This window comes from Pseudocitrobacter vendiensis (assembly GCF_943590815.1).
Taxonomy (GTDB): Bacteria; Pseudomonadota; Gammaproteobacteria; order Enterobacterales; family Enterobacteriaceae; genus Pseudocitrobacter; species Pseudocitrobacter vendiensis.
Window position 1 is genome coordinate 1 of record NZ_CALSBS010000074.1, and the last position, 2,808, is coordinate 2,808.

Annotated in this window: 1 protein-coding gene; it reads left to right on the plus strand. The window is 56.6% G+C overall.

The window, feature by feature from the left end; genetic code table 11:
• On the plus strand, window positions 1–2,775 hold a 2,775-nt coding region (locus NMC31_RS25965), incomplete at its 5' end, for a Tn3-like element Tn5403 family transposase (protein ID WP_253899398.1).
• Window positions 2,776–2,808: the final 33 nt, after the last annotated feature.

Below are 2,808 nucleotides of genomic sequence, written 5' to 3' on the forward strand. Positions count from 1 at the left end.
CGCCGCAGACCGGAAAACAGGATTGGCTTTGCCCTGCAACTTTGTGCCTTACGATATCCGGGCCGTGCACTGGCTCCTGGTGAGATGATCCCGCGTGAAGTCCTTTCCTTCGTCGGTGCTCAGCTTGGAGTTCCGGCTGATGCGCTTCTCACTTATGCCACACGGCGCCAAACCCGTCAGCAGCACATGGACACGCTGCGCGAAATTTACGGCTACAAGACCTTCACGGGCCGTGGTGCCCGTGATCTGCGGGAGTGGACTTTCGGCCAGGCCGAAGATGCCAGATCAAACGAGGATCTTGCTCATCGTTTTATTGTGCGGTGTCGGGAAACTTCCACCATTCTGCCCGCAGTATCGACAATCGAGCGCTTGTGCGCGGATGCTCTGGTCGCCGCTGAGCGGCGGATTGAAACGCGGATTGCGGAAAATTTAACAGCGGATGTTCGCGATCACCTGGACAAACTTCTGAGTGAAATGCTCGCCGGCAATATCAGTCGTTTCATCTGGCTTCGCAACTTCGAGGTTGGTAACAACTCGGCTGCTGCTAACCGTTTGCTCGACAGGCTCGAATTTCTGCGTACCCTGAATATCAATCATAGTGCTTTGGCCAGCATACCTGCCCATCGCATTGCCCGGCTGCGTCGGCAGGGTGAACGCTACTTCACCGACGGTTTGCGTGACATCACTTCGGACCGCCGCTGGGCGATCCTTGCCGTCTGTGTTGTGGAGTGGGAAGCGGCGATTGCTGATGCCATAGTCGAAACCCATGACAGGATCGTAGGAAAAACCTGGCGGGAAGCGAAGCGCCAGCATGACGAAACAATTTCCGGCTCTAAAGCCACACTCACGGATACGATCCGTACCTTCACCGCGCTGGGAGCTTCGTTGCTTGAGGCCCGCAGTGACGGAACCCCGCTGGAGATGGCTGTCGCCAGTTCGGTTGCATGGGACCGGCTCGCTCAACTGGTAGCGACAGGGACTCAACTCAGCAACACGCTAGCCGATGAGCCTCTTGCATATGTCGGGCAGGGATACCATCGCTTTCGTCGTTATGCGCCCCGCATGTTGCGCTGTCTGAAGCTCGAAGCCGCGCCGGTCGCCGGACCATTGGTAGCAGCAGCTTTGTCGATCGGAGAGATGAAAGGTGTTGCATCGCCAGAAAGGCGTTTCCTGCGGCCCAGCTCCAAATGGAACCGTCATTTACGAGCTCAGGAAAAAGGAGATACCCGTCTTTGGGAAGTGGCGGTACTCTTTCACCTCCGGGATGCTTTTCGTTCCGGAGATGTCTGGCTCGCTCATTCGCGCCGCTATGGTGACCTCAAGCAGGTACTGGTGCCGATGATCGCGGCGCAGGAAAATGCAAAACTGGCCGTGCCTTCCAACCCACAGGATTGGCTGGCAGACAGAAAGGCGCGACTCACGATCGCTCTTAAGCGGCTGGCCCGGGCTGCCCGTAACGGCACTATTCCGCACGGTAGCATAGAAGATGGAACGTTGCGGATCGACAGGTTGACAGCAGACGTGCCGGATGGTGCCGAGGCACTCATACTGGATCTGTATCGCCGAATGCCGTCCGTTCGGATTACCGACATGCTGCTTGAAGTTGATGCAGCCCTTGGTTTCACAGATGCGTTTACCCATCTGAGAACCGGGGCTCCATGTCGCGACCGGATCGGTCTGCTCAACGTCCTGCTCGCTGAAGGGCTCAATCTGGGCCTGCGTAAGATGGCGGAAGCTACAAACACGCATGATTACTGGCAGCTCTCACGCCTTGCCCGCTGGCATGTTGAAAGCGAAGCCATGAACCAGGCATTGGCAATTGTGGTGGCCGCGCAGGGTAAACTGCCGATGTCACGCGTCTGGGGGATGGGCACGTCAGCATCGAGCGATGGTCAGTTTTTCCCGACAGCGCGGCATGGCGAAGCCATGAACATGGTCAATGCCAAATATGGTTCTGTTCCCGGCCTCAAAGCGTATACTCACGTAAGCGACCAGTTCGCGCCATTCGCTTGTCAGTCGATCCCGGCGACCGTGAGCGAGGCACCGTATATTCTCGATGGACTACTGATGAACGAGGTCGGTCGCCATGTTCGCGAACAGTATGCCGATACAGCAGGATTCACCGACCATTTGTTCGGAGCCAGTAGCCTGCTCGGCTACAATCTCGTTCTGCGAATCAGGGATCTGCCATCGAAGCGGTTGTACGTATTTAATCCCGATACGACCCCCAGGGAGTTACGCAAGTTGGTAGGTGGAAAAGCCCGGGAGGATCTTATCGTTGCGAACTGGCCTGATATTTTCCGTTGTGCCGCGACGATGACCGCTGGCAAAATCAGGCCCAGCCAACTCCTGCGCAAGCTCGCTTCTTACCCACGACAAAACAACCTTGCAGTTGCGCTTCGTGAAGTTGGTCGTATTGAACGGACCCTTTTCATTATTGAGTGGATCCTGGATACGGACATGCAGCGGCGTGCTCAGATCGGTCTTAACAAGGGAGAGGCCCACCATGCGCTCAAAAATGCGCTCCGTATCGGGAGGCAGGGGGAAATTCGCGATCGCACGACAGAGGGGCAGCACTACCGAATCGCTGGGCTCAATTTATTGACTGCGGTGATCATTTACTGGAATACCGTCCATCTTGGTCATGCCGTCACGGAGCGGCGGAACGAAGGGTTGGATGTTCCCCCTGAATTTCTTCCCCACATATCCCCATTGGGCTGGGCGCACATTCTACTGACTGGCGAATATCTTTGGCCCAAGGAACCGAAAGCTTAGGGTGTCATTTCGCCCTCAGCCGGAACCGACCCC